Origin of the sequence: Bowdeniella massiliensis (assembly GCF_023634005.1) — a bacterium.
GTDB lineage: Bacteria > Actinomycetota > Actinomycetes > Actinomycetales > Actinomycetaceae > Bowdeniella > Bowdeniella massiliensis.
This window is the reverse complement of record NZ_JALIQR010000001.1, coordinates 132688-156022: the sequence shown is the minus strand read 5'-3', so window position 1 is coordinate 156022 and position 23335 is coordinate 132688. Positions and strand designations below refer to the sequence as shown.

Below are 23335 nucleotides of genomic sequence, written 5' to 3'. Positions count from 1 at the left end.
TGGTACCTAGGGCCTAGGTCCGCTTCCCTAGCGAAAAGCCCCCGACGCGGGCGTGAGGTGCGAAGCGTTGGCATCGGCGATGAAGTTCGCGGCACCGTCCTCGCCATCAACCGTGATGAGGAATTTCGGTCCGCTCGACGTCTGAGTGACGGTCACGCTGACGACGTCCATCGCGCGCGCACCGACCTGCTCCGGGACCTCATCGAGCAGCTGATCGACGGCGTTCCAGGAAACTTCGGATAGCGAGAACGGCGCCCCATCGATCCCCGGAAGCTTCCCCTTGTTGCGCAGCGCCACGCTGCTCACGTCGCAGGTATTGACGCGATCGCCCGGCTTCGTATCAGCGTTCGCATACGCCTGCACGGTGATGGAGTTGGACCAGATCCGCACCTCGGCGACCCGGTCATGCCCAAGCTCGCTCGTCAGCTCGGCCATCTGGGAGGCAAGGAACGTCCCATCCCAGTCGAGTTCCACAGCCGGCGCTGCTGCACGGCGCTCGCAAGATAGCCGGCCGTTCGCGGCGACAGCGCCAACGGAACAGAAACGCCAAGCAGAAATGCCACCAGAAACGCTACTGCGCGCCGCGCCCTGCCCTCCGGCCACGCCCAACAAACGACGCCCTCCGGGTACCGTCATCACGCACACTCCCGGCCGGCGGATATCACACCTCCCCCGCCGTGGCCGCCGGCGGAACGGTTAGGCCCGCGACCCGTGCCTCGACTTCGCCGTAAAGCACCGGATCGGTCACAAACGCGGCTTCGGGGCCGTCGTGGGTCAGGACGACGCCCGGGAGCAACTCACCCGGCTGATCATTAATAAACATGCCGGTAGTGCGGATGCCATCGATACGAATGAGCGCCACCCGACCGGCCGCAACCGCGTTTCGAATCAGCGTCTGGCTCGCACCGCCCTGATTGCGCTTCACGAACGAGTAGATGAGGCCGATGGAGAAACCGATGACGAGGGCTATCGCGATCGCCCTCGCCATATCGCGTTCGGGCCCGTCACGGGTGGTGCGCGCAGGCGTAATGTAATGCCATGGTTTCTCACGTTCGCCCCGCGCGCGTCATCGTCGCTGCGCTAGCCGCACTCACTCTTGCAACGGCCTCGTGCAGCGCGTCGGATTCGGCGGCTCCGGCGCAGAAGGCCGAGGCGAGCGAGACGGCCGAGGACGCCGGCATTGATGAACTCGATGAGCGCCTGCTGACGGCGCGCGAGCCGCTGCTCGCTGCGGGCTTCGAGCCGCTGCTGGCCGGTGCGCTGGAAAGCGGCGAGTCGATACACGTCAAGCAAACCGAGGCGATCGAGCCCGGGACGTACCAGGTGACGATGGCCTGCATGGGCGAGGGCGAAGCAGTCCTCGCCGTTGCGGCGCCCGAGGGCGCGCTTGAGGATCAGCACCTGCGGTGCGCCGTCGGGGAGATTGCGACGACGTCCGCGACGTTTCAGGTTGGCGAGGGCGTGAGCGAGCTCGAGATCTCGGTGCAAGCGAGCGACGCCGCCGATATCGGTGTCGACGTCCTACTCAAGGCGCCGGACGCCGCGAACTAGCGCCGAGCGCCGCGAACTAGCGCCTGGCGCCGCGGACTAGCGCGGCGCGTCGTCGGAGCGGCCGTCGTCGGAGAGGCCAAGGTCGGAGCGCCCCTCGCGCTTCCACTTCTCGATCAGCGGCGTCAGCACGGCATTGCCGATGGCGTCGACGATGAATAGCGCCCCGAAGGTGCCGCGGACCTTGCCGCCGGACTTGATCGCGCTGCGCAACAGCAGGCCGCCGATGAGGCCGCCGGCGCCGGCGAGGGCCAGGCGCATGCGCGGGTTGTCGAAGGTGGCGTGGCCGAATTGCGTCCAGAATTCGCCGGCGGTGCCCTCGGGGAACTGTTCGGCCATGTACAGCCGCGTCGTTTCCTTGATCGCGCCGCGCCAGGATTCGTGGGTGAAGGTCTGGGCGCCGGGGACGTCGGCGGGCTCGATTGCCTCGTCGAGGACCTTGGCGACGACGCCGGGGAGGTTGAACAGCGCGATCATTTCGAGCATGCCGCGCTCGCCGGGCTTCGTCATCGCGGCATACATCCGGTCCGGGGAGACGCCGGCGTAGCTCGCGAAGGCTTCGGCGTCGCGCGTGGCGGAGAAGAATTCGTCGATGAGCGCCTGCGCGCCGGGGCCGGGGGTGGCCACACTGCCGGTGACGAACTCGGTGACGAGGTCCCAGCTGTGCAGGCCCTCGGCGAAGTTCGCTTCCGTCTCGTGCAGGGCGACGGTGCGCTCGCCGAAATCGTTGAGCAGCACGAGGGAGGGGAGCGTGTCCTCGCTCCAGCCGAAGTGGCCAAAGCCCACGGGTTCGTCGCTGGAGGTCGACATGACGACGCGGCGGTCGCCGAGATCGAGCACCGACAGATCCTGCTGGACGGCGGTGGCGTACATTGGCATCGCGGACATCGGCGCGGGCGTGACGACGACGATCGTCGCCTTCTCGCCCTTCAGGCCGTTATCGGTGGCGGCATCGCGCGCGCCGGGCGCCGGATCGTGGCTCGCGGGCTCGACGTCGAGATCCCACTTGGGCACCCAGAGCGAGACTTCGAGCCGGTTCGCAATCGCCCCGACGAGATCGCGCGCCTGCGGCCCGACGGCGACGCCGGCGTCGGTCACCGTGACGATGCGTTCGGCCTCGTCGACGAGGATGCCTGCGGTGATGAAGACCGCGCCATCGCCCGCGCTCGCGCGCACGGACGCGGGCAGGTAATCGATTCGAGCCAGGACGTGCGCCTGCTCAAAAGCCTCGGTGAGCGCGGCTGGCTCCGCGTGAAAAACGAGCTCGACCGACGTGAACTGTGACATGTTGCCTCCTTGCACCTGGCTCTATTTCATCACGGTTACCGCGCGCTGTCAGGCCTCGGAGCGGCGCCGGGCAACGTCGTAGAGCGCGATTCCCGTGGCGACGGCGGCATTGAGCGATTCGACGACGGGCGAGATCGGGATGGAGACGATCGCATCGCAGGTGTCCGCAACGAGGCGCGACAGGCCGGTGCCCTCCGAGCCGGTGACAAGCACGAGCGGGGAGTCCGCGAGCGTGAAATCGGCCGTCGTTTCCGTCGTGCCGCCGGCAAGGCCGACGACGAAGCAGCCCGCGTCCTTGGCTTCCTTCAGCGCCCGCACGAGGTTCGTCACCTGGGCGACGGGCACGCGCGCGGCCGCGCCGGCCGAGACCTTCCAAGCGGTGGCGTTCACGCCGGCGCTGCGGCGCTCGGGCACGATGACGCCGTGGGCCCCGAAGGCGCCCGCGCTGCGCAGCACCGCACCGAGGTTGTGCGGGTCCGTCACCGAGTCGAGCGCGACGAACAGCGGCGTCTGCCCGGAGGCGAGGGCGTCGTTCAGCAGCTCGGTGAAGTCCGCGTACTCATACGGCGGCACCTCGATCGCGATCCCCTGGTGGACGGCGCCCTCGGTCAGCGCGTCGAGCTCGGGCTTGGTGACCTCGAGCATGGGCGCGCCGAGGGCCGTCGCGGTGCGCAGCACCTTGGCCAGGCGTTCGTCGTTCTTTGTGCCGGGCGCGAGGAAGACGCGCAGCAGCGGGATGCCGGAGGTCACGGCCTCGTAGACGGGATTACGGCCGGCGATGACCTCGTGCCCCTCGGCGAGCTTGAGGTAGCCCGGCACCTTCTTCTTGGGCTTGGCGGCTTCGCGACGCTCGGCCGCGGCCTTGCGTTTGCCCGCGGGATGCCACGTGCGGTCCTCGGCCTTGGGGGTAGGGCCGCGGCCGGCAAGCTTCTTGCGGCCGTGGCCGCCGGTGCCCTTGACCATGCCCTTCTTCGAGCCGTCTTTTCGTACGGCCCCGCGGCGGGGTTGGTTTCCTCGCGCCATGACGTTCTCCTTGTCCTTGCGGCGTTACCGGGCGCCGAGCGCCGCGCGTGCCTCGTCCATCACGGTGGCGAGGTGACGCGAATCCCAGTGCGGCATGCTCGTCGATTCCGTCTTGCCGGCGGCGACGCACCGCGCGACCTCACACGCCTCGAAGCGGTAGGGCGCGGTGACGCGCGCGTCGATCTTTTCCTTGACCTGCTCGCCGTCGATCTCAAGCGCGACCTGCATCGCGCCCGGCTGGTGCATCCGCGTCGGGATCCGGACCCAGCCCTTGGTACCGACGACCTCGGCCGAGGACGGGGCCTGGCCACGCATCGAACACATCGAGATGGCGGGAACGCCCCGGTGATCGGTGATCATGATGGCGTCGGACTCGACGCCGGATTCGGCGAGGGTGCCGCTCGTGTGCACGAGCTCGCCGTCGCCGAGGAGGAACTGCGCGAAGTTCAGCGGGTAGACGCCAAGATCGCGGATCGCGCCGCCCGCGAGTTCCGGGTTCGTCATGCGCTCGACCTCCATCAGCGGCGAGGTCAGTTCCGCCTTGACGGAGACGATCTCACCGAGGTGGCCGCCCTGGACGAGTTCGCGGGTGAGAACCCAGGGGGTGAGGAAGCGTGACCAGAGCGCCTCCATCGCAAAGACGCCGGCCTTTTCGGCGGCGGTCAGCAGCGCGTCGGTGTCCTTCGCGTTCGCGGTGAGCGACTTTTCGACCAGGATGGGCTTGCCGGCGGCGATCGCCTTCATCGCGGGCTCAATGTGGTGCGAGTGCGGCGTCGCGATGTAGATCGCGTCGACCTCCTCATCGGCAATGAGCTCCTCGTAGGACCCGTAGGCGCGGTCGGCGTCGTTCTTCGCGGCAAAGGCGGCGGCGCGCCCGAAGCTGCGGGATCCGACGGCAAACAGTTCCTGGGCGGTGTTTTGCCGCAGGTGCGATGCGAAGGTCTGCGCGATCTTGCCCGGGCCGAGGATGCCCCACTTCAGGGGCGGCGCGTCGATGGGGCTCGGCAGGTGCAGGTCGGGAAAAAGCTCGGCAAGGGAATCCGGCAGGCGCATGGGGTCTCGTTTCTCTGTTTTGTTTGTATCTCGTCTTAGGCCAGGTGCCAGGTGGCGCCGGAAGGGGAATCTTCGACGACGATTCCCGCGGCCGCGAGCTGATCTCGGATGGCATCGGCGCGCGCCCAATCCTTGGATTCGCGCGCGGCGGCACGATCAGCAAGCATAGCGCTGATGAGGGTGTCCAAGGCGCCGTGCGCGGCGTTGCCCGCCTCACGTTCGCCCGCCCACTGCTCGGAAAGCGGATCCAGGCCGAGGACGTCAAGCATCGAACGCACGAGTTCCAGCTCGCGCGCGACGGCCGGCGCGTCCTCGCTCGCGATCGCGCTATTGCCGGCTTTCAGGTGTTCCCAGATGACGGCGAGGGCGCCCGCGACGTTGAGATCGTCATCCATGGCTGCGACGAATTCTTCCGGCAGCTGGTCCACGGGCAGGTCGGCGACGTCACTCGGCGCGCCCGCGCGGGCGCGCGTGAGGAAGTCGGTGGCGCGCTCGGCAAAGCCGGTGATGCGTTCCCAGGCAGCGGCCGCGGACTCGAGCAGTTCCTCGCTCCATTCGATCGTCGAGCGGTGGTGGACGGTGCACAGCGCAAAGCGCAGGACGGGCGCGGGGACCTTGGTGAGGATTTCGGCTACGACGAGGGAGTTGCCGAGCGACTTGCTCATCTTCTCCCCCTTCGTCGTTACCCAGGCGTTGTGCACCCACATGTTCGCAAAGCCGTAGCCGGCGCCGTGGGACTGGGCCTGCTCGTTTTCGTGGTGCGGGAAGCGCAGATCGATGCCGCCGCCGTGGATGTCGAAGGTCTCGCCGAGGTACTTGTGGCTCATCGCCGAGCACTCCAGGTGCCAGCCCGGCCGGCCGCGGCCCCAGGGCGAATCCCACGAGGCCGTCGCCGGTTCATCGGCCTTGGCTGCCTTCCACAGGGCGAAATCGCGCGGATCTCGCTTGCCGGCTTCGACGTGATCGAGGATCTGAGAATCGTCCTCCGTCGTCGCAAGATCGCACAGTTGCTGGCGGGTCAGGGAACCGTAATCGGGCAGCGAGGTCACCGAGAAGTAGACGTTGCCGGCACCGTCGTCGTAGGCGTGGCCGCGCTCGATCAGGCGCTCGACGAGCGCGATCTGCTCGGGGATGTGGCCCGTTGCGCGCGGCTCGTAGGTCGGCTCGACGGCGCCGAGCGTCCGGTAGGCGTCGGCAAATTCGCGTTCGAAGCGCATCGCCCACGCCCACCACGGCCAGCCAGCTTCGGCCGACTTGGTGAGGATCTTGTCGTCGATATCGGTGACGTTGCGGACGTAGTGGACCTCAAGGCCCCGCCGGCGCAGCCAGCGCACGAGGGCGTCAAAAGACAGGGCGGCGCGCAGGTGGCCGATGTGCGGGGAGCCCTGAACCGTCGCGCCACACAGGTAAATTCGCACGAGCCCGGGGGTGACGGGCTCCAGGGGGCGGACGGTCCTAGTCGCAGAATCATACAGTTGCACACTCACCCTTACAGCCTACGGCCCTTTGGGCTAACGTGAGGGTCGTGAGCACACACTCCCCTCAGTCAACATCGACCCCGGAAGTCTCGCCTGTCGTCGGGCCTAGCGGCGAGGGTCACCGCCTATTCTCCCGCCCCGTCTTGTCCTGGGCGCTGTGGGATTGGGGCTCGGCCGCCTTCAACGCCGTCATCACGACCTTCGTCTTTACCGTCTACCTCACGACGGCCGAGGGCTTCAAGGGCGAGCCGGGCGATGCCAGCCCGGAGACGATGCTCGGGATCGCGATGACGATCGCGGGGCTCGCGATCGCGCTGTTCGCGCCCGTTAACGGCCAGCGTGCCGACCGGCAGGGCAAGCGCGGCATGTGGCTCATGGTCAACACGCTGCTCGTCGTCGCGATCTCGGCTTCGCTGTTTTTCGTCACGCCCTCGCGTCCGGGCCTGTGGCTCGGACTGTTCCTGCTTGGCGTCGGCAATATCGTCTTCGAGTTTGCCTCCGTTAACTACAACGCGATCCTGAACGACATTTCGACGCCGAAAAACATCGGGCGGATCTCCGGTTTCGGCTGGGGCATGGGCTACCTCGGCGGGATCGTGCTGCTGCTCATCGTCTACTTCGGGCTCATCTCCCCGGAGGTCGGCTGGTTCGGGGTGACGAGCGAGAACGGGCTCGACGTGCGGGTCACGATGCTGCTGTGCGCGGCCTGGACCCTCGTGTTTTCGATCCCGGTGTTTATTACTTCGCGCCAGCAGCGGCCGGTACAAGCGGCCGACTCTGCCGCCAAACAGTCCTACGTCGAGTCCTACCGCCAGCTGTTCCGGCTCATCGCGCGGTTGTGGCGCACCTCGCGGCACACGGTGTTTTTCCTCGGGGCCTCGGCGATCTTCCGCGACGGGCTCGCGGGCGTTTTCACCTTCGGCGGCGTCATCGCGGCGAAGGTCTTCGGTTTTTCCAGCGCGGACGTCATCATTTTCGCCGTCGCGGCCAACGTCGTCGCCGGTCTTGCCACCATCAGTTTTGGGGCGCTCGATGACCGGCTGGGACCCAAACGCGTCATCATTTTCTCGCTTATTTCGATGATTATCGCGGGCCTGTGTGTGTTCTTCTTCCACACCGGCGGGACGACGATGTTCTGGATCTTCGGGCTCATCCTGTGCATCTTCGTTGGTCCGGCGCAGTCAGCTTCGCGTACGTTCCTGGCGCGCATCATTCCGCGCGGCAAGGAGGGCGAGGTCTTCGGGCTGTATGCCACGACGGGGCGCGCGGTCTCCTTCCTCGCGCCGGCGGCCTTCACAGCCGCGGTCGTCGTCGGGGAGATGATTGAGGGTAGCGGCAATGGCACGCCCTACGGCATTTTCGGCATCATCGTCGTGCTAGCTGCCGGCCTGCTGCTGTTGCTACCGGTGAAGGAAGCCGAATCGCGCTACCACCTGGATGAGGATCACACGGAGTAGACGAGCGCCGTCGCGATCGCGGCCAGGCCCTCGTTGCGGCCGGTGAAGCCGAGGTGGTCCGTCGTCGTTGCGCTGACGGCGACGGGGGCGCCGACGATGTCACTCATGACCTGGCAGGCTTCTGCCGCGCGCGGGCCAAAGCGCGGTTTTTGGCCGATGATCTGGATCGCGATATTGCCGATCGCGTAGCCGGCTTCAGCCGTGAGTCGCACGGCCTCGCGCAGGAGGCGCTCGCCGGAGGCCCCGTCGAATTCCGGTCGCCCGGTGCCAAAATGCGTGCCGAGATCGCCGATTCCCGCGGCGGAAAATAGTGCGTCGCAGGCGACGTGGGCGGCGACATCGGCGTCGGAATGGCCGACGAGCCCGATCTCGCCGGGCCAGTGCAGGCAGGCGAGCATGAGGGGGCGATCGGGATCGGTATCGAAGGCGTGGACGTCGGTGGCGATCCCGATGCGCGGAATGATGGGCTGGCTCATGGCCTCACCCTAACGCGGCGAGCCTGAGTTCCAGTGCGGCGAGGTCTGCCGCCGTCGTGATTTTGCGGGCCGCGGCGTCCCCCTCGATGACGCGGACGGCCTCGCCCATGGCTTCGACGAGACCGGCATCATCCGTTGCGGCGAGCGCCTCATCGCTTGCCCGGGCGGCACCGTATGCGTGCGCGCGCGCGAGGAGATCGGCGCTGAAGGCCTGCGGGGTTTGGATCGCGCGAAGGTCGGCTCGCTCGATGATGCCCGTGACGAAGCCGTCGTCATCGACGCGCTTGAGCGTGTCGGCGACCGCCAGGCCCGGGATGACTGCGCCCTGCTCCTCGCTCACGGCGTCGGCGAGGCGCGCGATCATCTCGGGTGGTGTCAGCGGGCGGGCGGCGTCGTGCACGAGGATGACGTCGGGGCGTTCCATCTCCGCGAGGACCTCGAGCCCAGCCGCGACGGATGCCTGCCGGCTCGCTCCCCCGGCGGCGATTCGAACCTCGATGCTCGGCGGGTGACCGAGCTCGGGCCAAGCGCGCCTGGCGGCGGCTTGCAGCTGTTCGTCGGCCACGACGGCCTCGAAGGCTGCGAGCTGGTCGGCCGGTGCCGTCACGATGATCGTGGGGATGCCTGCGAGCGCCATCGAGGCGACGGCGTAGGCGAGCATGGGCTGGCCGCCGACCTCAACGAGGGCTTTGGGTATGCCAGCGCCGAGTCGGTTGCCCGACCCGGCGGCGGTGACAATGGCGGCGCAGCCGGCACGTGTGGCCGACATGGCGCGCCTACTTTTCTTCTTCGGTCGTCTCTTCGGCGGGCACGTCCGCGCCCTCGTCGAGGACCTCGTCGACGCGATCGCGCGCGGTGTCTTCGGTTACTTCCTCGGCGAGCGCGACCTCGGACTCGAGGATCTGGCGCGCCTTGGACAGCATGCGCTTCTCGCCGGCGGACAGACCACGGTCGGCGTCACGGCGAGATAGGTCACGCACGACCTCGGCGACCTTGATGACGTCGCCGGAGGCGATCTTCTCGACGTTGGCCTTGTAGCGGCGCGACCAGTTCGTTGGTTCTTCGGTGTGCGAAGAACGCAGCACGTCGAAGACCTCTTCCAGGCCCTCTTCATCGACGACGTCACGCACGCCGACGAGATCGAGATTTTCCGCGGGGACCTCGATCGTCAGATCGCCCTGGGCGACGTTGAGCTTGAGGTAGGTTTTTTCTTCGCCGCGGATGGTGCGCTTGTTGATGGCTTCGATCGTTGCGGCACCGTGGTGCGGGTAGACGACGGTTTCGCCAACCTTATAGGGAACGGACACGTGTATAGACTCCCTCTTGACAGATACTTCGGCTATTCTATCACGCGGGTTTTGCCCTTAACCATGCGGAATTTGAGCTAATTAAGGCCATGGCACGCCCAATAGTCCTTCCCTCTATTCTCCGGTACGCTTACCTCAAACGTACGTCTGTATTCCTGACCCAAGGAGTCCCCTCATGGCTCGTCGTTCGTCGCTGAAACTCGCCGCGATTGCCGCGGTATGTGCTGCCGGGCTTGGCCTATCGGCCTGTACTTCCGCTAGCCCGATCCTTACGACGAAGTCCTATGCCGCATCCGATGGCGTGCGGGCCCAGCTTTCGGAGCACGTGCGCGCCGAGAACCTCATGATTTTGACCGAGGGCCCGGGCAGCGAGGCGGCGCTTTATGGTGCGCTCGTCAATAATTCTGAGGAGCCGGTGACGTTCACGATCACCGTCGGTGACCTGCCCGAGCAGACCGTGGAGGTCGCACCGGGCGCCGTCGTCAGCCTGCCGCAGGACGGCGCGGAGAGCGCGAGCGGGGACTACCAGCCGGGCGCGACCGTCGAAGGTTCGGTCGCAACTTCGCAGACGGGTTCGCACAGTGTGCAGGTGCCGATCCTTGACGGCACGCTTCCGCCCTACGACGAATACCTCGTCGGCGACAAGTAGCGCAGCGACAAGGAGGGCGACGCGCTAGGCGTCGACCATCTTGTAGCCAAGTCCCCGCACCGTCCGGATCATCCGGGGGGCTGCGGGGTCTTCTTCGATCCGGCCGCGGATCCGCTTGATGTGGACGTCGAGGGTCTTCGTGTCCCCCACGTAGTCCTCACCCCAGATGCGATCGAGGAGCTGGCCGCGCGTCAGGACGCGATCGGAGTTGCGCATGAGGAATTCGAGGAGTTCGAATTCGCGCAGCGGCATGTCGATGAGCTGACCATCGACCTCGACCTCGTGACGGTCAACGGACAGCCGCACTCGCCCGACCTCGAGGACCTCTTCGTGGTTGACGTGCTCGGAGCTGTGTTCCGAGCGGCGCAGGACGGCCGAGATGCGCGCGAGGAGTTCGCGATAGGAGTACGGCTTCGTGACGTAATCATCGGCGCCGATTTCCAGTCCGACGACCTTATCGATCTCCGAGTCCTTGGCCGTGAGCATGATGACGGGGACGTTGGAGGTTTTGCGGATCTCGCGGCATACCTCGGTGCCGGATAGCCCCGGCAGCATGAGGTCGAGCAGGATGACGTCGAAGTCGTCGGTGAAGGCATCGAGGGCGGCGATTCCGTCCTCGACGGCGACGACGTCGTAGCCATCTCGCGTGAGCGAGTAGGCCAGCGGTTCGCGGTAGGACTCTTCGTCTTCGACCACCAGAATGCGGGTCACAGGTGCTCCTTCGATTCGGCATCGCGGCCCTTGGGGAAGGCGCGCGGGATGATCAGGGTGAAGGTCGAACCGCGGCGCGGCTCGGACCAGATGGTCACGGTACCGCCGTGATCGGCGGCGATGTGCTTGACGATGGAAAGGCCGAGCCCGGTCCCGCCCGTATCGCGCGAGCGGGCATCGTCGATGCGGTAGAACCGTTCGAAGATGCGGTCACGCTGGTCGAGCGCGACTCCGATCCCCTCGTCGACGACGGCGATGCGGACGACTTCCGCGTCGCCGGATACCCCGAGGTTGACGCGGGTATTGGGCTCAGAATAGCGGATCGCATTATCGAGCAGGTTGCGCACGGCGGTCATGAGCAGGCTCGGATCGCCGTAGACCTGTAGGCCGGGGGTTCCGCCACTGACGAGTTCGACCTGCGCGCTGCTGGCGGCGACCCGGACGCGGTCGATCGCCTCGGCGACGACCTCGTCGATTTCGACGAGGCTCGGTTTAACGAGCGCGTCGGGGCTTTCTAGCTGGGACAGCGCGATGATCTCCTTGACCAGCCGCCCGAGGCGCGTCGCCTCGCGCTTCATTCGGGAGGAAAAGTGCCGCACGGCCTGGGGGTCTTCTGCGGAGTCGTGAACGGTCTCGGCAAGCAGGGCCAGTGCCCCGACGGGGGTCTTGAGCTCGTGGGAGACGTTCTGCATGAAATCGCGTCGGGTGTTTTCCAGCCGGACTTTTTCTGTCCGGTCGGTGGCCGCCAGCAGGATGCGGCCGCGGGGCAGGTGGGAAAACCGCAGCGTGAGGTAATACACGCTGGATCCCGCCAGGGTCGAGCGCGGCACCTCGACGTCTTCCTGGACGGCGGTATCGGTGGCGACCGCCCGCTCGAAAAGTTCGCGGACGCGACCGTTAGCCAGCTCGTTGTCGACCACGAGGCCTAGAGAGACGGCCGTCGCATCCGCGCGCAAGACCTCGCCGGAGTCCTTCAGCAGCACAATCCCGCCGGAAAGGACCGCGAGGATATTGGACTCATCGGGGGTGATGTCTTCCGACGGTTCCGGATCCTTGCCGCGCATTTGGCGTTGCGAGAACCGGAATGAGGCGACGGCGACGGAGCCGACAAACAGCCCAAGGAGGGCCGCAATGATGGCTTGCCAAGGTGTGTCCACATCCGACACTGTAGGGGCAAAGTCGGGAGAAGTCCCAGCGCTTCCCATCGGTGACGTAATGTTCCCTGCCGGGTCACCTCGCGTTAACCTAGACATGGTCGACTAAGGCGTCGACACCCTCAGGAGATCAAGGAGCATGGTCCGTGCGTGCAATTTTCCGCCAGGAGCTTGAGCAGCTCGGCGACAACCTCATCGAGATGAGCCAGCTCGTCGCGACGGCCGTCCAGAAGGCCGCGAAGGCCCTCGCTGACGCCGATCTGGCGCTCGCTGAGCAGGTCATCGACGAAGACGAACAGATTAACGAGCTCGAGCGCACCGTCGACGAAATGTGTGTCTCGCTGCTCGCCCGCCAGCAGCCCGTGGCAACCGACCTGCGCGTCGTGGTCACCGGGCTCATGATGTCGACGACGCTGGAGCGTATGGGCGACCTCGCTCGCCACGTCGCCTACGTTGCTCGCGGCCGCTACCCACGCACTGCCGCGAGCGGTGACCTGCAAAAGCTGCTGAACAAGATGGGTAAGGCCGCCACCGAGATGGCGAAGCTCGTCGTCTCGCTCATGGAATCGCGCGATCTGTCGGAAGCCGCGCGGATCGAAACCGATGACGATCACCTTGACCAGCTGCACCGTGAGGTCTTTACTCGCGTGCTGAACAAGGACAATGAGCTCGATCGTCAGGAGCTCATCGACATCATCCTGCTCGCCCGCTTCTTGGAGCGCTTCGGCGACCACTGCGTCTCGCTGGCCCGCCGCACCTCTTTCCTCGTGACCGGCGACCTGTCGAACTCGGTATCGCTGCCGCTGGAAGAAGACGCGACGGACCCGCACGCGGGTTAAGCGCCTACGCAAAGGCGGGCCGGAAGCGATTGCTTCCGGCCCGCCTTGGTGTTGCGCGAGGCTACTTGCCCTGGTTCGCAACCGCCTGGATGGCCGCGGCGGCCGCGTCCGGATCCAGGTAGGTGCCACCCTTCTTGATGGGCTTGAGGTCCTCGTCGAGCTCGTAGACGAGCGGAATGCCCGTCGGGATGTTGAGCCCGGCGATGTCCTCATCCGAGATTCCGTCGAGGTGCTTGACGATCGCACGCAGCGAGTTGCCGTGCGCGGCAACGATGACGGTCTTACCGGACTTCAGGTCCGGAACGATTTCCTCTTCCCAGTAAGGCAGCATGCGCTCAAGGACGTCCTTGAGGCATTCCGTGCTGGGAATCGGCTCGCCGGCGTAGCGTGGGTCGGAGTCCTGGGAGAATTCCGAGCCGAGTTCGATCTCCGGCGGCGGGGTGTCATAGGAGCGGCGCCACTCCATGAACTTCTCCTCGCCGTATTCGTCGCGGATCTCCTTCTTGTTCTTGCCCTGCAGCGCGCCGTAGTGGCGTTCGTTCAGGCGCCAGTTCCGCTTGACGGGGATCCAGTGGCGATCGGCGGCATCAAGAGCGAGGTTCGCAGTCGAGATCGCGCGACGCAGCAGTGAGGTGTGGAGGACATCGGGCAGAATGTTCTCCTTCTTCAGCAGCTCACCGCCCTTCTTTGCTTCCTCGACTCCCTTGTCGGATAGCGGAACATCCACCCATCCGGTAAAGAGATTCTTCGCATTCCAGTCGCTCTGGCCGTGCCGAAGCAGTACCAGTGTGTACGTCATTGGATTAACTCCAGATTCGGTTGACAGTAACAAACAAAATTACGAGGAGGTCGCTTCGAGATAGCGTTCGCGAATATCGGCGGGAATTCGGCCACGGTCTGAAACCTTAATGCCTTCCTTTACCGCCCAGGCGCGAATCTTCGCAGCGTCGGACTGGCCGCGCGCATCGGATGCGGAGCGACGGGTAGCGCGCTGGCCGGGGCGGCGGCGCGCCTTTTCGATCCAGCTGTTCAGTGACTCACGCAGTTCACCGGCATGCTGATCGTTGAGGTCGATTTCGTAGGTGACTCCATCAAGGCCGAAGCGCACCGTCTCCGAGGCTTCACTCCCATCAATGTCGTCAATGAGCACAATGTGGACTTTTTGCGCCATGGGATCTCCTTTGTCGAATATGACTGCCCGCCCCTCAGTCTATTGCACCGCAATTAGTGAATTCAAAGAATTCGGACGATTCCTATTTCTTTGATGGCTGCTGAGCGTCAGCAATATTCTCCGGATTAGGATGTTCGGCCTCGTAGGTCTCTTCCATCTCTTGCAGCAACCGACGTTCGCGTCGATCTGCTTGAAAGATGAGGCGCATGACAAAAAAGAACAGGACGCCTACCGCTACCGGAGGAAAGATGGCGATGAGGTATTCCATGCCCCGATAATATCGCGATATGCAAGCGCCCCGCCCGGGTGACCGGACGGGGCGCTTTGCTGGAGCCGCCTAAGGGAATCGAACCCTCGACCTATTCATTACGAGTGAATCGCTCTGCCGACTGAGCTAAGGCGGCGTCGCCGCAGTCGCCTGCGGCTCTCCCGACTTTAGCGAAAAGTGGGGAGCTTGGACAACTCAGGAACAGCGAGTTCCGTCACTAGGAACGGTGCCGTCGATGAGGAAGTCGTCCACGTGGTTGGCGATGCAGGTGTTCGTGGCGTTGTAGGCAGTGTGGCCTTCGCCCTCATAGGTCAGCAGATGGCCGTTTTCCAGCTGCTTGGCAAGGGCTTCGGACCACTTGTACGGGGTGGCCGGGTCGCCCGTCGTGCCCACGACGAGGATCGGGTCGGAGCCGGAGGCCTTGAGCTCGGTGCGCTCGCGCGTCGACTTCACGGGCCAGTTCTCGCACTGCAGGTCGCCGTAGCCGAGGTCTTGGCCGAACAGTGGGGAGGCCTGCTCGATCGTCTTGGCTTCTTCGGCCCATTCTTCCTTCGTGCCGTGTACCGGGTAGTCGAGGCAGTTGATGGCGGTGAAGGCCTCATCGGAGTTGGTGGCGTAGGTGCCGTCGGCGTTCCGGTCCGACATCATGTCGGCCATCATGAGCAGCATGGAGCCGTCCTGCTGGGTCATGGCCTGGGTCAAGCCCATGGTCAGTTGCGGCCAGCTCTGCTGGGAGTACAGCGGGGTAATGACGCCGGTGATGCCGAGGGGCCGGGTCAGCATGCGGTCGCCGTCGCCGGTGGGCAGCGGGTTGGTGCGCAGCGAATCGAAGAAGCGCTTGAGTTGCTCGATGCCGTCGTCGACGCTGCCCTTTAGAGGGCAATTGGAGCCGGCCTGGCAGTCGGCGATGTAGGCGCGGATGGACTTGTCGAAGCCCTCTGCCTGGCCGAGGGAGACGTCGAAGGACGTCGTGGCGGGATCGAGCGCGCCGTCGAGGACAAAGCGGCCGACGTTCTTGGGAAAGAGATCGGCGTAGGTGCCGCCGAGGTAGGTGCCGTAGGAAAAGCCGAGGTAGTCCAAGGTGGGGGCGCCGGAGATGACGGCGCGCAGGATGTCCATGTCGCGGGCGGCGGAGACGGTGTCGACGAAGCCGAGGAGCTTGCCCGTGTTTTCGGCGCACTTCTCGCCGTAGGCTCGCGTCGCCGCGGCGGCGGCCTCGCGGCCGGCTTCGCTGGACAGGTCCGCATCCTCGGCGCGATAGGCATCGCGCTCGGCGTCGGACAGACACGAAACGGCGCTGGATTCGTTCACGCCCCGGGGGTCAAAGCCGGTGAGGTTGTAGTGCTCGCGCAGTTTCTTCGTCGCGAGGTGGTTGACGTAATCCATCATCTGGACGCCGGAGCCGCCCGGGCCGCCGGGGTTGAGCAGCAAGGCGGGCGCGTCGGGGCCGGCGGAGACGAGCTGCTTGACGCGGATCGTGATGGTTTCGCCGTCCGGATTGGCGTAGTCCATCGGCACGGTGACATCGGTGCAGCGTAGGTCGGTGCCGCAGTCTTCCCAGGTGATCTGCTGGGAGTAGAACGTCTCGAGTCCCTCGGGTACGGCCGAGGAGTCGGGCGTGCGCGCGGTCAGGGGGACGCCGTCCGAGCTCGATGATTCGGAGGGTTTGGTCACGGTGGGCGTGGTGCATCCGGCGAGCAGGAGCGCCGCGGATGCGAGGCCGATGAGCAGCTTCGATTTCACCTTATCTACTGTACGGAAATGCGCGCCGGGCGTGAGTCATGCCTGGGGACGAATCGCAATGAGCATCGCCTCCACCGCCAGCAGTGGGGCGACGTTGGCGGCCAGGCGGCGGCGCGCGGTTTCCACGGCCACCATCGTGGCGACGGAGCGCTCGAGGCTGCCGGCGGCGGCGAGGCGATCGATGTCGGAGGCGAGATCGGCGTTGACGAGGTCGATGTCGGAGCCGAGTTGGCGCACGACGACGTCGCGGTACAGGGAGAGGAGATCGACCATGATGCGGTCCAGCACGTCGCGCTGGAAGCGCGTGGCGCGGCGCTTGTGGTCCTCTTCGAGCTGCTTGACGCGGGCGCGCACGGCCGGGGGTAGACGCGTCGTGCCGTCGTCGACGCCGAGATCGCGCAGCAGCTTTTCCTTTTCTTTGCGGTCGCGTTCCTCGGTGGCGGCAGCCGCGTCGTCCTTGGCGAGATCGACGAGCGTCGAGGCAGCGAGGACGGCGTCGGAGACGCTGCGGATTTCCAGCGGGAGGCGAAGGATTGCGAGGCGGCGGGAGCGGGCGGCGTCGTCGGTGGCGAGGCGGCGTGCCATCCCGACGTGGCTTTGCGCGGCGCGGGCGGCAGCGCGGGCGATGTCCGGGTCGATGCCGTCGCGGCTGGCGAGCAGCTCCGCGATGGCGTCAACGGGTGGGATGCGCAGGCCGATGTGGCGGCAGCGCGAGCGGATCGTCATGATGACGTCCTCGGTGGAGGGCGCGCACAGCAGCCAGATGGTGCGCTCGGGGGGTTCTTCGATCGATTTGAGCAGGACGTTGGAGGTGCGTTCGAGCATGCGATCGGCGTCTTCGACGATGATGATGCGCCAGCGGCCGCCCGATGGTGCGCGCTGGGCAACTTGGATGAGGCCGCGCACCTCCTCCATCGCGATGACGACCTTCTCCGTCGTGACGCGGGTGACGTCGGGGTGGGTGCCGGCCAGGACCTGGCGGCAGTTCTCGCAGCGACCGCAACCGGCGGGCGTCTCGCGGCACTGCAGGGCGGCGGCGAACGCCGTGGCGGCAACCGAGCGGCCCGAGCCCGGAGGGCCCGTGATCAGCCAGGCGTGGGTCAGCGCCCCCTTGGTGGCGAGGGCGTCGGTCAGTTCGGCGACGACGTGGTCCTGACCGATGAGCGCATCCCACACGCTCATGGGCGGCCTGCTTTCAGGCGCGCGGTGACGGCGGCCGCGACATCGGCGGCGATTGCCTCGGGCTCGCGGGCCGCGTCGATGACGACGAACCGCTCCGGTTCGGCGGCGGCCGCGGCGAGGAAGTTGTCCCGCACGCGGGTGTGGAAGGCGAGCGGCTCGCGCTCGAGACGGTCGGGCTCGCCGGTGCGGCGCGCGGCACCGATGCGCGGATCGAGGTCGAACAGGATCGTCAGATCGGGCAGCAGCCCGTCCGTCGCCCACAGCGAGAGGTCGCGGATTTCCTGGGTGCCGAGCTCGCGGGCGGCGCCCTGGTAGGCGACGGAGGAATCGAGGTAGCGGTCTGATAGGACGATGGCGCCGCGCTCGAGCGCCGGGCGCACGATGCGGGCGACGTGTTCGGCTCGGTCGGCGGCAAACAGCAGCGCCTCGGTGCGGGCATGGATGTGGCCGGAATGCTGCATCAGGCGGCGCAGTTCCGCCCCGAGCTCGCCCTCGCCCGGCTCGAAGGTGACAAGGACGTCGTGGCCATCCTCGCGAAGCAGCTCGGCGAGCCGGCGAATCTGGGTGGATTTGCCGGCGCCGTCGCCACCTTCGAACGTGATGAACACGCGCGGCTCCTTAGCTCTTCTTCGTCGTCTTCTTCGCGGCCGTCTTCTTGGCGGGCGCCTTCTTTGCCGTCGCCTTCTTGCGTGCGGGGGCCTTGCGCTTGGCGGGGCCCTTCGCACGCTTTTCGGCGAGCAGCTCGTAGGCGCGCTCCGCGGAGATGCCTTCGACGGTCTCGGCGCGCGGGACCGTCACGTTGGTCGTGCCGTCGGTGATGTAGGGGCCGAAGCGTCCGTCCTTAATGACGACGGGCTTTTCCGTGGCCGGATCGGTACCCAGCTCGCGCAGCGGCGGCTTGGCGGTCTGCCCGCGTCGCATCTTCGGCTGCGCGTAGATCTCGAGCGCTTCGGCCTCGGTGATCGTGAAGATCTGGTCTTCGCTGGTCAGCGAGCGCGAGTCGGTGCCCTTCTTCAGGTAGGGCCCGTAGCGGCCGTTTTGCGCGGTGATCTCGGTGCCTTCGGCGTCCTTTCCAACGACGCGCGGCAGGCTCATGAGCTTCAGCGCATCCTCGAGGGTGACGGTGGAAAGGTCCATCGTCTTAAACAGCGAGGCCGTCTTCGGCTTGGGCTTGCGCTTGGGCTTGGCCTCACCCTCGGCGGGTTCGGGCAGGACCTCGGTGACGTAGGGCCCGAAGCGGCCGTTCTTGGCGATGATCGTGTGCCCGGTATCCGGGTCGACGCCGAGCTCGCGGCCATCATCGGCGCTTGCGGCCAGGAGTTCGCGGGCTTTGTCCTCGGTCAGCTCATCGGGGGCGATGTCCTCCGGCACGGAGGCGCGCTGCGGATCGCCACCCTCGGCCGGGGCTTCGGCCTCCAGGTAGGGGCCGTAGCGTCCGACGCGCAGCGTGATGCCGGGAGCGATGTCGACGGAGTTGATCGCGCGGGCATCAATGTCGCCCAGCCCTTCGACCAAGCCCTTCAGGCCGCTCGCATCGTTTCCTGGCCCGAAGTAGAAATCGGTCAGCCACTGGACGCGATCCCGGTTGCCGGCGGCGATTTCGTCGAGATCGGATTCCATCTCAGCGGTGAAGTCGTAATCGACCAGGCGCGAGAGGTTTTCTTCCAGCAGTCGCACCACGGCGAAGGCGAGCCACGTCGGGATGAGGGCCTGGCCGCGGCGGAAGACGTAGCCACGGTCGGCGATGACGCTCATCGTCGCGGCGTAGGTCGAGGGCCGGCCGATCCCGCGCTCTTCCAGCGCGCGCACGAGGGAGGCCTCGGTGTAGCGCGGCGGCGGGTTGGTCGTGTGGCACTCGGCGGTAACGTCGCGGACGGTGAGCAGCTGGCCGCGCGTGAGCTCGGGCAGGCGAACGGATTCGTCGCTCGCTTTTTCGTTGCGCTTGGCGTCGCGGCCCTCTTCGTAGACGGCGAGGAAGCCGCGGTGCGTGATGACTGTGCCGGAGGCCGACATTTCGACGTCTCCGACGCCCTCGACGTCGGCGGTGATGCGCACGGTATCGGTGTGGCCGGTGGCATCGGTCATTTGGCTCGCGAGCGTGCGACGCCAGATGAGGTCATAGAGTTTCAGTTGCGCGCCCGAGAGCTGGCTGGCGAGTTCATCGGGGCTGCGGAAGGTCGAGCCCGCGGGACGAATCGCCTCGTGCGCCTCCTGGGCGCCCTTCGATTTCTTTTCATACACGCGAGGCTTATCCGCGACGTTGGCCGAGCCGAAAAGCTCGGCGGCCTGTGCGCGGGCGGCGGCGATCGCCTGGCCGGATAGCGCCGTGGAGTCGGTACGCATGTAGGTGATGTAGCCGTTTTCGTACAGCGACTGGGCCGTGCGCATGGCATCGCGCGCGCTCATGCGCAGCTTGCGGGAGGCTTCCTGCTGCAGCGTGGAGGTCGTAAAAGGAGCCGCGGGACGGCGCCGGTAGGGCTTGGTCTCCACCGCTGAGACGGCGACGGCGTCCCGGCTGCCGGCCTCGCTCAGGCCCGCGGCGATGCGCTGCGCTTGCGCCTCGTCAAGGACGAGGACACCGGCGGAGCTGGCCTTGTCACTCAGTGCACCGTCGTCTGAAAAGTCGCGGCCGGTTGCCACCTTCGCGCCGTCTACGGTTGTGACGCGGGCGCTGAACTCCGGTTCGGTGTCCGGGGCCTTGAGCTCCGCGGTGATGTCCCAGTAGCTGGCGGCCACGAATGCCATGCGCTCGCGTTCGCGCTCGACGACGAGGCGCGTTGCGACCGACTGGACGCGGCCCGCCGAGATTCCGGCCTTGACCTTGCGCCACAGCAGCGGCGAGACCTCGTAGCCGACGAGGCGGTCGAGGATTCGCCGGGTTTCTTGGGCGTCGACGAGGCGGTCATCGACCTGGCGCGTCGCGGCCTTCGCTTCTTCGATCGCCTCGGGGGTGATCTCGTGGAAGACCATGCGCTTGACGGGAACCTTCGGCTTAAGCACCTGCAGCAGGTGCCAGGCAATCGCCTCTCCCTCGCGGTCCTCATCAGTGGCAAGAATGAGTTCGTCGGCGTCCTTTAAATAGCGCCGCAGTTCCGTGACCTTCTTCTTCTTATCCGAATCCACCACATAGTAGGGATCGAAACCCTCATCGACGTTGACACCGAACTTTCCGTACGGACCCTTTTTCATGTCGGCGGGCAGTTCGGAGGGTTGCGGAAGGTCCCGGATGTGCCCCACTGAGGCTTCAACCTGATACCCGTCGCCGAGGTAGGCCGCGATGGTTCTCGCCTTCGCAGGAGACTCGACGATCACAAGGGAACGGGTGGCAGACACGGATCATCCTTCGCAGATATATAGAGGAACGGTCTAGGGGTTACCCTACACACCACCGCTGAGCATACGCCCTTTTGTGGCACGTGATCTCGCGCGGCTGCCTGCAGGCCCCGTCTCGATATGCTGCCTCATATGTACGACATCGACCCGCTCACCCTGCGCGAGCGCATCACCGATCAGGATGCCTTCGATCACGAACTTGCCCAGCTGCGGGCGGCGTTTGCTAACGGTTCGGACGTGCGCGCCCAGCTCGTGCCGATGCTACGGATCGCGGGTCGGCTCGATGAGGCCGAACGGATGGGACGTGATTACCTCGGACAGCTCGATCCCGATGTCTCCCCCGCCCGCGCTCATGCCGCCCGGCTGCGCCTTGCCCACGTCCTGCAATATCAGGGCCGATTCGATGAGGCCCTCACACTATTCGACGCTGTCGTCGCCGCCACCTCCGGATCGCTGCACGCCTTCGCGTTGCAGCATCGCGGCAAGTGCCTCCTAGAATCCGGCGTCGCCCAACGCGACACCGCCCAGCTTCGAGCTGCGCTCGCCGATCTGGAAAATGCCCACGCGTTGCGTCACGCCCTGCAGGTTGCCAACGAGTTAATTGCGTCGTCTTCGCTGGCGGTCAATCGGGTGCGTGAGATCCTTCAATCCACTTCAGAAAACTAGTTATCCACAGAAAGTATCCACACCCGTGTGAACAAGTACCCAGTCATCCGGGAAAATCTGTGGATGAACCGTGGACAACCCTGAGGATGGGTATTTTCGGCAGAATCTAGCGGAAATTTGTCCATAGCACACGGAGCCTAGAACTTGCAACATCGCGGATAATCACACGGTTGTCCTCAGTTATCCACCGAGGTGTGAGCACAATACACACCTTTTGTAGGTGGTCTACTAAGACTTCGGCGCGCTGGCCGATTTCGTTGGCGCGAAGCCGCCCGTTAACCAGATGATTGCCACAAGAATGCCTGGAACGATCCATCCCGCGACCCCCAAAATCGTGGCGAGGGTCGTATTGAAGATGAGCGGGGCGGCGCCCAGAACGAAGGCTAGACCCGCCGCAGCGTTCAATGCCCCGTGGCCGATGGCGGCCGGCCACACCGAGTCGGTGCGCAGTCGGACCCAATACAACAGGGCACCCACGAGGGTGCACATGCCCGTCATGGCGCCGGCAGCGACGATGGGGTTCGCGCCGGGATAGTTGTAGCCAAGCAGCAACAGCGGCAGGTGCCACAGCCCCCATGCGATGCCGGAGAACACGATCATCGGAAGCACGCCAAGGTGCGAGAGATGCGGCATGAGCCAGCCGCGCCAACCGATTTCTTCCCCGAGCGCCGGAATGATATTCAGCAGCGAGAAAAAGACAATCGAAATGATCTGCGCGACAAGCACCTCGTGCAGGGTCGCCGGGATCTGCTCAATGGCCTCCGCATTGTTCTGCGCGAGCGCCTGCTCGACCATGATCGAGCTCAGTCCCGATAGATTGGCGAAATCGAAGCGGTACACCCCAAAGAGTGCCGAGGTCACGAGCGCGAGGAAGACGAGGACAATCATGCCGAGCCAGGCCAGCACAAAGTATCCGAAGAAGCGTTTATAGGGCCGGGTAAAACTCAGCCCGAGCCGTTGAAAGCCCGAGATCTGGCCGTCGCGCGCCATGAGCGGATAACGCTGGATCCAAAAGACGACGATGAGCGCCGCGATCATAGGGGTCGCCATGATCCCCACCGAAATCGGGATGAAGAACCCGTGCGAGAGTCCCGCACCCGAGGTGTACAGCGGCAGTGCGAGAAGCCAGGCGAGACCGAATGCGATCGCGATATAGGCGATCAGTGGGCGAGCAAAGCCCGCCGAGGGGGCACTCACGAGGCGAGCAGCGTCGCGACGAGCGAGGTGAAGAACGTCGCGCCGTCAGTTCCGGTGCGCGGCCCCAGCGGTCCGTCGGGACCGTAGCCGGCTTCCACGGCGTGCTCCGGGTGCGGCATCAGGCCGACGACGTTGCCCTGCTCGTTGGTGATGCCGGCGATGTCGTTGATTGAACCGTTGGGGTTCATGCCGTAGTAGCGGAAGACGACGCGGCCGGCATCTTCCAGCTCATCGATCGTCGCGGCATCGGCCACGAACTGCCCCTCGCCGTTCTTCAGCGGGATCGTGATCGTTTGACCGGGCGTGAAGCGGCAGGTGAAAGCGGTGTCGGTGTTTTCCACGCGAAGCTGCTGGTCGCGGCAGATGAAGTGCTGGTGATCGTTTCGCACAAGGGCCCCCGGCAGCAGGTGCGATTCGCACAGCACCTGGAAACCGTTGCAGATGCCAAGGATCGGCATGCCACCGCCCGCGGCGTCGACGACGGCGTCCATGACCGGGGCGAAACGCGCGATCGCGCCGCAGCGCAGGTAGTCGCCGTAGGAGAAGCCGCCGGACAGCACGATGGCGTCCACGTCTTGCAGGCCCTCGTCGGCATGCCACAGCGGAACGGCCTGGGCTCCGGTCAGGCGGATCGCGCGCAGGGCGTCGCGATCATCGAGGGTGCCAGGGAAGGTCACGACGCCGATGCGCAGCCGCGCTACATCGGACTCGTTGAGGGAGACATCCGCGTTCAGGGCGCGGGGAGATTCAATCGGCTCGGTCAGATCGAGCCCGGGCATGGAGGAGGGGACAA

At 65.8% G+C, this 23335-nt stretch carries 25 protein-coding genes and 1 tRNA gene; 5 read left to right on the top strand and 21 right to left on the bottom strand.

Features of this window, described 5'->3' with window-relative positions; translation table 11 throughout:
- Positions 1–27: 27 nt before the first annotated feature.
- Positions 28–474 carry a hypothetical protein gene (locus MUN85_RS00895; RefSeq protein WP_250504965.1) on the bottom strand — a complete coding sequence of 149 codons (447 nt, stop codon included), beginning with the start codon at positions 472–474 and terminating at the stop codon, positions 28–30.
- Positions 475–661: 187 nt separating this feature from the next.
- Positions 662–988 carry a hypothetical protein gene (locus tag MUN85_RS00890; protein WP_250504964.1) on the bottom strand — a complete coding sequence of 109 codons (327 nt, stop codon included), beginning with the start codon at positions 986–988 and terminating at the stop codon, positions 662–664.
- A 50-nt stretch (positions 989–1038) separates the two neighbouring features.
- Here MUN85_RS00890 and MUN85_RS00885 point away from each other — a divergent pair, with 50 nt between their 5' ends.
- Entirely contained in the window at positions 1039–1551 is a 513-nt protein-coding gene (locus MUN85_RS00885) for a DUF6023 family protein (protein ID WP_250504963.1), read from the top strand.
- A gap of 36 nt (positions 1552–1587) precedes the next feature.
- Here MUN85_RS00885 and MUN85_RS00880 read toward each other — a convergent pair whose 3' ends face one another.
- The 4 genes from MUN85_RS00880 to cysS are packed head-to-tail and all read right to left on the bottom strand — an operon-like array spanning position 1588 to position 6398.
- A complete protein-coding gene (locus tag MUN85_RS00880) occupies positions 1588–2835 on the bottom strand; it encodes a hypothetical protein (protein ID WP_250504962.1) in 1248 nt (415 codons plus the stop codon).
- 48 nt (positions 2836–2883) lie between these two features.
- Positions 2884–3858: a 23S rRNA (guanosine(2251)-2'-O)-methyltransferase RlmB gene (gene rlmB, locus MUN85_RS00875; protein WP_250504961.1), complete on the bottom strand. Its 975-nt coding sequence runs from the start codon at positions 3856–3858 to the stop codon at positions 2884–2886.
- Positions 3859–3882: 24 nt separating this feature from the next.
- A complete protein-coding gene (locus MUN85_RS00870; protein ID WP_250504960.1) occupies positions 3883–4911 on the bottom strand; it encodes a Gfo/Idh/MocA family protein in 1029 nt (342 codons plus the stop codon).
- 35 nt (positions 4912–4946) lie between these two features.
- On the bottom strand, positions 4947–6398 hold the full coding sequence (gene cysS, locus MUN85_RS00865; RefSeq protein ID WP_250504959.1) for a cysteine--tRNA ligase: 1452 nt from the start codon (positions 6396–6398) through the stop codon (positions 4947–4949).
- A 38-nt stretch (positions 6399–6436) separates the two neighbouring features.
- On the opposite strand from cysS, the gene MUN85_RS00860 reads away from it, so the two are divergent.
- The gene (locus tag MUN85_RS00860; RefSeq protein WP_250504958.1) at positions 6437–7846 is read left to right on the top strand and encodes an MFS transporter; all 1410 of its coding nucleotides are present in this window, start codon (positions 6437–6439) and stop codon (positions 7844–7846) included.
- Here MUN85_RS00860 and ispF read toward each other — a convergent pair.
- The 3 genes from ispF to MUN85_RS00845 are packed head-to-tail and all read right to left on the bottom strand — an operon-like array spanning position 7834 to position 9629.
- A complete protein-coding gene (ispF, locus tag MUN85_RS00855; RefSeq protein ID WP_250504957.1) occupies positions 7834–8322 on the bottom strand; it encodes a 2-C-methyl-D-erythritol 2,4-cyclodiphosphate synthase in 489 nt (162 codons plus the stop codon). The two genes, MUN85_RS00860 and ispF, sit on opposite strands and share 13 nt — an antisense overlap.
- A 4-nt stretch (positions 8323–8326) precedes the next feature.
- Positions 8327–9091 (bottom strand): 2-C-methyl-D-erythritol 4-phosphate cytidylyltransferase, encoded by a 765-nt coding sequence (gene ispD, locus MUN85_RS00850; protein ID WP_250504956.1) that lies wholly within the window; start codon positions 9089–9091, stop codon positions 8327–8329.
- Positions 9092–9098: 7 nt separating this feature from the next.
- Positions 9099–9629 carry a CarD family transcriptional regulator gene (locus tag MUN85_RS00845; RefSeq protein ID WP_250504955.1) on the bottom strand — a complete coding sequence of 177 codons (531 nt, stop codon included), beginning with the start codon at positions 9627–9629 and terminating at the stop codon, positions 9099–9101.
- 175 nt (positions 9630–9804) lie between these two features.
- Between MUN85_RS00845 and MUN85_RS00840 the strand changes: the two genes are divergently transcribed.
- A complete protein-coding gene (locus MUN85_RS00840; RefSeq protein ID WP_250504954.1) occupies positions 9805–10278 on the top strand; it encodes a hypothetical protein in 474 nt (157 codons plus the stop codon).
- Positions 10279–10302: 24 nt separating this feature from the next.
- Here MUN85_RS00840 and MUN85_RS00835 read toward each other — a convergent pair whose 3' ends face one another.
- Both MUN85_RS00835 and MUN85_RS12840 read right to left on the bottom strand, forming a co-directional pair.
- On the bottom strand, positions 10303–10989 hold the full coding sequence (locus tag MUN85_RS00835; RefSeq protein WP_250504953.1) for a winged helix-turn-helix domain-containing protein: 687 nt from the start codon (positions 10987–10989) through the stop codon (positions 10303–10305).
- A complete protein-coding gene (locus MUN85_RS12840) occupies positions 10986–12146 on the bottom strand; it encodes a sensor histidine kinase (protein WP_250504952.1) in 1161 nt (386 codons plus the stop codon). Before MUN85_RS12840 ends, MUN85_RS00835 begins: the two co-directional genes overlap by 4 nt.
- A 143-nt stretch (positions 12147–12289) precedes the next feature.
- Here MUN85_RS12840 and phoU point away from each other — a divergent pair, with 143 nt between their 5' ends.
- Positions 12290–12982, top strand: coding sequence for a phosphate signaling complex protein PhoU (phoU, locus tag MUN85_RS00825; RefSeq protein ID WP_250504951.1), 693 nt, complete (start codon positions 12290–12292; stop codon positions 12980–12982).
- A gap of 61 nt (positions 12983–13043) precedes the next feature.
- Here phoU and MUN85_RS00820 read toward each other — a convergent pair whose 3' ends face one another.
- The 8 genes from MUN85_RS00820 to topA all read right to left on the bottom strand — a co-directional run bounded on the left by MUN85_RS00820 (position 13044) and on the right by topA (position 20679).
- Positions 13044–13781, bottom strand: coding sequence for a phosphoglyceromutase (locus tag MUN85_RS00820; RefSeq protein WP_250504950.1), 738 nt, complete (start codon positions 13779–13781; stop codon positions 13044–13046).
- A 39-nt stretch (positions 13782–13820) separates the two neighbouring features.
- Positions 13821–14153 carry a histone-like nucleoid-structuring protein Lsr2 gene (locus MUN85_RS00815; RefSeq protein WP_250504949.1) on the bottom strand — a complete coding sequence of 111 codons (333 nt, stop codon included), beginning with the start codon at positions 14151–14153 and terminating at the stop codon, positions 13821–13823.
- Positions 14154–14235: 82 nt separating this feature from the next.
- Positions 14236–14421, bottom strand: a complete 186-nt coding sequence (locus tag MUN85_RS00810) for a hypothetical protein (RefSeq protein WP_250504948.1) — start codon at positions 14419–14421, stop codon at positions 14236–14238.
- 60 nt (positions 14422–14481) lie between these two features.
- Positions 14482–14557, bottom strand: a tRNA-Thr gene (locus tag MUN85_RS00805).
- Between the two features lie 59 nt (positions 14558–14616).
- Positions 14617–16164, bottom strand: coding sequence for an alpha/beta hydrolase (locus tag MUN85_RS00800; protein WP_250504947.1), 1548 nt, complete (start codon positions 16162–16164; stop codon positions 14617–14619).
- Between the two features lie 36 nt (positions 16165–16200).
- Positions 16201–17346: a DNA polymerase III subunit delta' gene (locus MUN85_RS00795; protein ID WP_250504946.1), complete on the bottom strand. Its 1146-nt coding sequence runs from the start codon at positions 17344–17346 to the stop codon at positions 16201–16203.
- On the bottom strand, positions 17343–17954 hold the full coding sequence (tmk, locus tag MUN85_RS00790) for a dTMP kinase (RefSeq protein WP_250504945.1): 612 nt from the start codon (positions 17952–17954) through the stop codon (positions 17343–17345). Before tmk ends, MUN85_RS00795 begins: the two co-directional genes overlap by 4 nt.
- A gap of 10 nt (positions 17955–17964) precedes the next feature.
- A complete protein-coding gene (gene topA / locus MUN85_RS00785) occupies positions 17965–20679 on the bottom strand; it encodes a type I DNA topoisomerase (RefSeq protein WP_250504944.1) in 2715 nt (904 codons plus the stop codon).
- A gap of 132 nt (positions 20680–20811) precedes the next feature.
- Here topA and MUN85_RS00780 point away from each other — a divergent pair, with 132 nt between their 5' ends.
- Complete coding sequence (locus MUN85_RS00780) at positions 20812–21345, top strand: tetratricopeptide repeat protein (RefSeq protein WP_250504943.1); 534 nt, start codon at positions 20812–20814, stop codon at positions 21343–21345.
- 228 nt (positions 21346–21573) lie between these two features.
- Here the strand turns inward: MUN85_RS00780 and MUN85_RS12835 are convergent, their stop codons facing one another.
- On the bottom strand, positions 21574–22542 hold the full coding sequence (locus MUN85_RS12835) for a CPBP family glutamic-type intramembrane protease (protein ID WP_250504942.1): 969 nt from the start codon (positions 22540–22542) through the stop codon (positions 21574–21576).
- Complete coding sequence (gene purQ, locus MUN85_RS00770; protein ID WP_250504941.1) at positions 22539–23321, bottom strand: phosphoribosylformylglycinamidine synthase subunit PurQ; 783 nt, start codon at positions 23319–23321, stop codon at positions 22539–22541. Before purQ ends, MUN85_RS12835 begins: the two co-directional genes overlap by 4 nt.
- Positions 23322–23335 lie beyond the last annotated feature (14 nt).

What these genes read in the sequence shown, in the direction of transcription:
- MUN85_RS00810 (WP_250504948.1), bottom strand. Translation starts at nt 14,421, where the DNA reads ATGGAATACCTCATCGCCATCTTTCCTCCGGTAGCGGTAGGCGTCCTG.
- ispD (WP_250504956.1), bottom strand. Translation starts at nt 9,091, where the DNA reads ATGTCGGCCACACGTGCCGGCTGCGCCGCCATTGTCACCGCCGCCGGG.
- MUN85_RS00870 (WP_250504960.1), bottom strand. Translation starts at nt 4,911, where the DNA reads ATGCGCCTGCCGGATTCCCTTGCCGAGCTTTTTCCCGACCTGCACCTG.
- MUN85_RS00880 (WP_250504962.1), bottom strand. Translation starts at nt 2,835, where the DNA reads ATGTCACAGTTCACGTCGGTCGAGCTCGTTTTTCACGCGGAGCCAGCC.
- MUN85_RS00820 (WP_250504950.1), bottom strand. Translation starts at nt 13,781, where the DNA reads ATGACGTACACACTGGTACTGCTTCGGCACGGCCAGAGCGACTGGAAT.
- MUN85_RS00890 (WP_250504964.1), bottom strand. Translation starts at nt 988, where the DNA reads ATGGCGAGGGCGATCGCGATAGCCCTCGTCATCGGTTTCTCCATCGGC.
- MUN85_RS00780 (WP_250504943.1), top strand. Translation starts at nt 20,812, where the DNA reads ATGTACGACATCGACCCGCTCACCCTGCGCGAGCGCATCACCGATCAG.
- rlmB (WP_250504961.1), bottom strand. Translation starts at nt 3,858, where the DNA reads ATGGCGCGAGGAAACCAACCCCGCCGCGGGGCCGTACGAAAAGACGGC.
- purQ (WP_250504941.1), bottom strand. Translation starts at nt 23,321, where the DNA reads ATGCCCGGGCTCGATCTGACCGAGCCGATTGAATCTCCCCGCGCCCTG.
- ispF (WP_250504957.1), bottom strand. Translation starts at nt 8,322, where the DNA reads ATGAGCCAGCCCATCATTCCGCGCATCGGGATCGCCACCGACGTCCAC.
- MUN85_RS00815 (WP_250504949.1), bottom strand. Translation starts at nt 14,153, where the DNA reads ATGGCGCAAAAAGTCCACATTGTGCTCATTGACGACATTGATGGGAGT.
- MUN85_RS00885 (WP_250504963.1), top strand. Translation starts at nt 1,039, where the DNA reads ATGGTTTCTCACGTTCGCCCCGCGCGCGTCATCGTCGCTGCGCTAGCC.
- MUN85_RS00795 (WP_250504946.1), bottom strand. Translation starts at nt 17,346, where the DNA reads ATGAGCGTGTGGGATGCGCTCATCGGTCAGGACCACGTCGTCGCCGAA.
- MUN85_RS00840 (WP_250504954.1), top strand. Translation starts at nt 9,805, where the DNA reads ATGGCTCGTCGTTCGTCGCTGAAACTCGCCGCGATTGCCGCGGTATGT.